The 6356-nt window shown below is 43.3% G+C and carries 8 protein-coding genes; 1 reads left to right on the top strand and 7 read right to left on the bottom strand.

From position 1 onward, the window contains the following. The 3 genes from Q0C19_RS10190 to aguB form a co-directional block, all read right to left on the bottom strand. On the bottom strand, window positions 1–636 hold a 636-nt coding region (locus tag Q0C19_RS10190; protein ID WP_295055664.1), incomplete at its 3' end, for a 7TM diverse intracellular signaling domain-containing protein. Next, window positions 626–1306 carry a response regulator gene (locus tag Q0C19_RS10185; protein WP_295055662.1) on the bottom strand — a complete coding sequence of 227 codons (681 nt, stop codon included), beginning with the start codon at window positions 1304–1306 and terminating at the stop codon, window positions 626–628. The genes Q0C19_RS10185 and Q0C19_RS10190, both read right to left, overlap by 11 nt. Window positions 1307–1309: 3 nt before the next feature. After that, window positions 1310–2158 (bottom strand): N-carbamoylputrescine amidase, encoded by an 849-nt coding sequence (gene aguB, locus Q0C19_RS10180; protein ID WP_295055661.1) that lies wholly within the window; start codon window positions 2156–2158, stop codon window positions 1310–1312. Window positions 2159–2299: 141 nt separating this feature from the next. Between aguB and Q0C19_RS10175 the strand changes: the two genes are divergently transcribed. Further along, window positions 2300–3046, top strand: a complete 747-nt coding sequence (locus Q0C19_RS10175) for a flagellin (RefSeq protein WP_295055659.1) — start codon at window positions 2300–2302, stop codon at window positions 3044–3046. A gap of 19 nt (window positions 3047–3065) precedes the next feature. Here Q0C19_RS10175 and argS read toward each other — a convergent pair whose 3' ends face one another. From argS to Q0C19_RS10155, 4 genes are all read right to left on the bottom strand, one after another. Then, window positions 3066–4646 (bottom strand): arginine--tRNA ligase, encoded by a 1581-nt coding sequence (gene argS, locus Q0C19_RS10170; protein ID WP_295055658.1) that lies wholly within the window; start codon window positions 4644–4646, stop codon window positions 3066–3068. 2 nt (window positions 4647–4648) lie between these two features. Next, a complete protein-coding gene (locus Q0C19_RS10165; protein ID WP_295055656.1) occupies window positions 4649–4891 on the bottom strand; it encodes a twin-arginine translocase TatA/TatE family subunit in 243 nt (80 codons plus the stop codon). Between the two features lie 70 nt (window positions 4892–4961). Then, complete coding sequence (gmk, locus tag Q0C19_RS10160; RefSeq protein WP_295055654.1) at window positions 4962–5582, bottom strand: guanylate kinase; 621 nt, start codon at window positions 5580–5582, stop codon at window positions 4962–4964. Further along, window positions 5579–6356, bottom strand: a 778-nt coding sequence (locus tag Q0C19_RS10155) for a hypothetical protein (RefSeq protein ID WP_295055652.1), incomplete at its 5' end; no start/stop codon positions are given. The genes gmk and Q0C19_RS10155, both read right to left, overlap by 4 nt.

Raw genomic sequence — 6356 nt, 5'->3', positions numbered from 1 at the left:
AAACAGCATATTTTGATGATCAAGCGCCTGATTTTTGAAAAGATTGTATTTGTACGCGATAGAGATCGTAAATAATACCTCTTCAACAGCAATCGCGACCAAAACGATATCGATATACCCTTTTTCAACGTACACCTGTTTAAGCTGAAAAACAAACAGTAAAATACAAAGCGATGACCATCCGATCACATAGACGATTGTCGGTTTAAATCCCAATCGCATGTTAAATACAACCGATAGAAATAAAATCGCATACACTACCGTGTAGGGGAGATACTCAAACAGTATATAGTGATAAAATGCAGTCAAAATCACAACATTCAGTAAAAGGGTATTGACGATCAACTCTTTAAAATTATGAATCTTCGGAAAAAATTTCCCCTCATGAAACGCAATAGCAAACACTACGGCACTTAATGTCGCCAATAAAAGAAAAAGTTCCTGAACAAAAGGCAATAAGGGGAAAAAATGACTGTACGCACCGATATAGCCGAGGGAAAAAATCTGCATAAAACAGTAGCTGATGTAAATGATCTCTTTAGAATAAATATACCGAACCAACGTGTAGACAATACTCATCAGTAAAATACCGAAAGTGATCCCATAGGCTAAGGGGATATAAATATCAGCACTCAATTTTATACCCCATGCCCGAGAGATTGACGATTAAATTGGGCGGAAGTTTGGCTTTGAGATTTTTTATCAGAGTTTTGAGGGCATCATTGCTCATAACGCTCCCCTTCCAAAGATGATATTCGATTTCGTTGTAAGTAACATAGCGGTTTTTATGTTTGAGCAGCAAACTCAGCATCTGTAACTCTTTCGTTCGCAGAACAATAACCTCGCCATCATGGAGAAGGGTCTGGTTGTAACTATCGAAAAAAGTGTTCTTAGAGAGTTCGATGATATTGGAATTTTTATTGCGAATGCTTTCGATACATAGCCTCAAGGCTTCTTTGAATGCACTCTCCTGAACCGGTTTGATCAGATACTTGATAAGGTGCAGTTCTATCGCCTGAAGAAGATATGCCGTGTCGCTGTGCGCCGTCATAACAATAATCTGAGTCTCTTTATTCTCTTTGCGAATCTGTTTGACAAATTCCAAGCCGCTCAGTTTAGGCATCTGAATGTCGGTGATAATAATATCGGGGAGATATTCCCGATAGAGTTTCAACGCTTCAAAAGCATCGGAGGCTGAATGGATATGATTAAAATAATTTTCTAGATACTCAATACCGTTTTCACGCGCCACATCATCATCTTCGACGTACAGGATGTGAAGATTTTTCGTCGATGATTTATCCATCCGTCATGGCTTCACGATCTCTCCGTAGCACTCCGGTCGACGATCACGAATAAGCCCCCAGTAGTGGCGATGTTCCCGTATGGAAGCGGGATCGAGCTCGCCGTAGAGGATCTCCTCGCAATCGCGAGAGGCTTCGGCCACTTTAGCACCCGTATGGTCGGTGATAAACGAAGAGCCGTAAAACGTAAGGGTACAACTCTCGCCGACTTCCTCACCGATCCGGTTCGCCGCAATAACGGGGATAATATTTGCGGCAGAGTGACCCATCTGTACCCGTTGCCAATGGGATGCCGAATCGACACCGATCTCAGGCTCGCTTCCGATCGCCGTAGGATAGAAAATCATATCGGCACCCATCAAAGTAAGGCTGCGCGCCGTTTCGGGAAACCACTGATCCCAGCAGATACCGACACCGACATTCCCGTAACGGGTTTTCCACACTTTAAACCCCGTATCTCCCGGCTCAAAGTAAAACTTTTCTTCATATCCTGGACCATCGGGAATATGAGTTTTACGGTAATTTTCCATCACCGTCCCATCCGCATCAATCATCACCAAAGAGTTAAAATAACGCTCTGCCGCACGTTCAAAATAGCTGATGGGCAATACAACACCCAGCTCTTTGGCCAATGCGCTAAAGTGTTTGATCAAAGGATTATTTTCAAGCTCACGTGCCCATTCAAAATATTTTTGATCCATATCTTTACAAAAATAGTACCCCTCAAAGAGTTCAGGGATGAGAATAATGTTCGCTCCATTGGCTGCCGCATCACGAACCATAGCTTCAGCTTTTACGACATTGGAATTTTTATCTTCGCTCATCCGCATCTGTATTGCTGCGACTTTTACCATTCCAAGCTCCTCATTTGCTTTCAATAGCGAAATTATAGCATTGCTGTGTCTCACCGCATACCGTATTTAGCAGAAAAATATTATCCTATTTTAATCTGTTCGATGCTATTCTAAATTAATTAGAGAAAGAAGGAGTATATTATGCAGTTAAATACCCAATTTAGCCCGCTGCCCCAGATGAATGCCGAGGTATCGAAAAGAGATAAAACCCTTGATAAAATTGCGGCTTCCGTTGAGCTTAAAATGGAAGACAGTTCATCACGTACAATCGCTGATATGCTGCAAAATCAGATTTCATCCATGTCGCAAGGGCTAATGAATGCCAATGACGGCATCTCCATGATGCAGATTGCTGATGGAACATTAACTTCATTGAGCAATCAAACCCAAAAGCTAAATGATCTCAGCGTCCGTTACAATAACGGTGCACTCAACGCATCTCAAAAAGAGGGTCTTCAAAACGAATTCAGCCGTACCGTTGAATCAATGCAGCAAAGTATCGAGGGGAGCAGTTTCAACGGAAAATCTCTTTTGGGAAGTACTCCGACTTTCTCCTTGGGAGATAGCAGTATCTCAGCTTCTATCCCGTCGCTTTCCCCCTCATCGCTCTCCATCGATCATCAAGACGCTATTCAAGCTTACCGTGACGCATTGAATCAAACCCGTTCGGATATCGGTTCTACGACAAACGCTCTGGTCAGTGCAACCGATAGACTCTTAAATCAAATTAGTGAGACCTCGGCGGCCAAAAGCCAAATGGCCGATACCGATATAGCTAACGCGGTTAAGGATTTTCAACAAAGCAATCAAAAGCTCGATATGAGTCAAATTACTATCGCGCATCAAAGTGATATGCTTCGACAAAATGTTACGCGGCTTTTGGGATAAAGGGGAAGAAAAACCGGAATTACATCCGGTCTTTGGCTTGAATTCCGAGTAAAGAGAGTCCCGTTTTAATCGAGAGGGCAACAACAAGGAGGAGTTTTAGCAATTTTGCTTCATCTTCCGTCCCGATAATACGGGTATCGTAATAAAATTTATGTAAACGTCCTGCTAATACTTTGAGATAGTCAGGGAGTTTTTGCGCTTGGCGCGATTCGAATGCATCCTCAATGATCTCAGGCAATAACAACGCTTCAAATAACAATCCGTCCGCATCCGCACTCAGAGCATGCAAATGAGCACCCATAATTTCATCGATACTTTTTTCGCTTTTCCCGATGAGCGTTTGGATACGGGCATGCGCGTATTGAATATAATAAATCGGGTTGGAACTGTCTTGGCGTTTGAGCTCTTCGATATCAAATTCGAGTGCGGTATCGCACTTTTTGGAGGCAAACATAAAACGCAAGGCTTCCGCACCGATCTCTTCGACGACATCGCTCATAAGAATGACGGTTCCGGCACGTTTGGACATTTTAAACGGCTCACCGTCTTTCAACAAACTGACCATTTGAGAAAGGAGAACTTCAAGTTTCTCCGAGTCGTATCCCAAAAAGTTCACCGCCGCTTTTACACGGGCGATATAGCCATGGTGATCCGCACCCCAGATATTGATATAATCCTCGAAGCCTCGTTCAAACTTTTGGTTGTGATAAATGATATCTCCCGCAAGGTACGTCGGACGACCGTCTTCACGAACGACTACACGGTCATGATCATCTCCGAACTCTGAAGATCGGATAAATGTTTTACCTTCATTACGGTAAACACCCTCACCCATTTTCGCCATAACACGATCCCATTCATTGTACAAGGAAGCTTCACCGACAAAAGTATCAAAATGGACGTTAATCGCACCCAAATCTTCAACGATAAGGGCTAAGATTTTATCTTTTGCCCACAATGCCAACTCTTTTTGACGACTCTCGTCGCGAAGAGCTTCTTCACCGAAAAGGGAAACAACTTCGCGGGCCAAGTCACTGAGATACTCGCCGCGATAGTATTTTTCAGGCCACTCTACACTCTCACCGAGTAAGCTGCTGCGACCTTCGAGTTGAAGTGAAACACCCAGTAAATCAATTTGGTTTCCCGCATCGTTGACATAATACTCCGCCGTAATGTCATAGCCCAAATGGCGACCCAATCGTAAAATCGTGTCACCATACACCGCGCCGCGTGCATGTCCGATATGAAGAGGACCTGTAGGATTGGCACTTACAAATTCAAGAAGAATTGAGCCTTTTTTATCATTACTTCCGAAAGCTTTGCCATGGCTCAATGCCCATGAAGCATACTCGTCCAAAAACTGTTCTGAAAGGCGAAAATTGATATACCCCTGAACCGATTCAACGGCACTGAACATCGACTCATCGCCGAATGATCCTGCAATCTCTTCAGCAATCACCATCGGAGACTTTCGAAGTTCTTTGGCTAGAGAAAAAGCGATAGGGGTGGCAAAGTGACCGAAAGAGCGATCTTTCGGTTTTTCGAGGATAATATCAGAATTGAATTTATCGCGCAACAGCGCATTAACTCGCTGCTTCAAGATTACGCTTGAGTAGTAGTTTTAGTAGCTTCTACTGTTGTAGCTGCAGTCGTATCAACTTGCTTTGGAGCTTCAGGAGTTGCAGACGCCATTGGAGGCGAAGTATCATCTTCTTTCATCTCTTTTTTGAAATTACGGATCCCTTGACCCAAACCTTTTGCTAAATCCGGTATTTTTTTCGCACCGAAAAGTAAAATAACTATTCCGAAAATTAATAATAATTCTGATCCGCTTGGCATACTCATAGGTAGAGATCCTTCTGTAAAATTAGGTAGAGAAGTATAACGTATTTCGATTAATACATCAACGCGTTTATCAAGAGGCTTCCCATGATTGTACAAATTCGTTGATTTGCAATGTCGGGATTTTCATTCGTGCCGCTTTTGCGATCGAGATTAGTATCTCAGCCGCTTCTTCCAGATTATCATTGACCACTAAAAAATCGTATTCGCTAATCCGTTGAACTTCCCGCTTTGCCATTTCAATGCGGCCAGCAATCACGGCTTCACTATCCGTCGAACGGTTATGCAAACGCCGCTTTAGCTCCTCAAGGGAAGGGGTTGTGATAAAAACCGATGTCGTGATATCACTGAGCCGATTCTGTACGGCGTCATGCCCCTGTACATCGATGTCAAAAATAACGAGTTTCCCCTCTTTGAGAGCTTGTTTGACCGGCCCCAATGAAGTTCCGTAATAATTGCCGTGAACAACTGCATATTCTAAAAACATCTCTTGTTCGATATCGCATTTAAATTCTTCGACATCCACAAAATGATAATGGACACCGTCAATTTCCCCTTCGCGAATGGGGCGGGTTGTGGTCGAAATCGAAAAATAGGTAGGACCGATATGATCTTTGATTTCATTGATCAACGAACTTTTACCGGCACCGCTAGGTCCAGATAATACTAATATTGCTCCACTCGTTCGATTCACTTGTCATTCCCGAAATTTATATTGATGCTGATATTCATCCCTTTGAGAGATTTCGTAACATTTTCATTCGATAATGCTTTAAGAAGTGCTTGAAGCGCTTCAACCCCCTCGGCATGCGAAGCGGATCCACCCTCATCAATTTCCTCTGCAAAATCATTGAACATAGGGGCTTCATTCATCACTTCGTCCAATGTTTCAGCTGCGAGGGACGAAGCTCCCTCCGCCATAGAAATAGTAGGAATTTCCTCTTCTACCTCTTCGCCTACAGCCATTTTGAGTTCCCGTTCATCGAGCATATCCAGTTCATCAAAACTTTCTGAATTATCCATTGTTGCATCAGCACTCTCGTGTTCGGTTGTCATTAACTCTTCCATACTCTCATCATTCAAATCGAGGTCAAAATCATCGGATTCCAGCTCTCTCTCTAAGTCGTCCATCTCCAATCCGCTTACGGCATCTTCGATTTTAGACTCCAGATCGCCCAACTCGTCATCATCCATAAGCGAAGCGGTATCCATCTCTTCCAACCCTAATTCATCGAAAGTACTTTCATCGCTCATTGACAGAAGTTCATCCTCTTCTAATAGTCCCGTACTCTCTTCTAGCGGTTCGGAGAGGGCAAGATCATCAAATCCGTCTTCATCCAACAGCTCCTCCTTCGCTATTTCTTTATCACTGCTCAACGCATCCTCTTCACTCTCATCCGCTAAACCAAAAAGTGCATCATCTTCTTTCTCTTCATCAGCGATAAGGGCATCCTCGAAAGCAAAATCA

Origin of the sequence: Sulfuricurvum sp., from assembly GCF_023250475.1 — a bacterium.
GTDB lineage: Bacteria > Campylobacterota > Campylobacteria > Campylobacterales > Sulfurimonadaceae > Sulfuricurvum.
This window is presented reverse-complemented; position numbering and strand designations above follow the sequence as displayed.

Excerpts from the sequence above, each read along its gene's own strand:
- Q0C19_RS10175 (WP_295055659.1), top strand. The coding sequence starts at position 2,300 with ATGCAGTTAAATACCCAATTTAGCCCGCTGCCCCAGATGAATGCCGAG.
- Q0C19_RS10165 (WP_295055656.1), bottom strand. The coding sequence starts at position 4,891 with ATGAGTATGCCAAGCGGATCAGAATTATTATTAATTTTCGGAATAGTT.
- Q0C19_RS10185 (WP_295055662.1), bottom strand. The coding sequence starts at position 1,306 with ATGGATAAATCATCGACGAAAAATCTTCACATCCTGTACGTCGAAGAT.
- aguB (WP_295055661.1), bottom strand. The coding sequence starts at position 2,158 with ATGGTAAAAGTCGCAGCAATACAGATGCGGATGAGCGAAGATAAAAAT.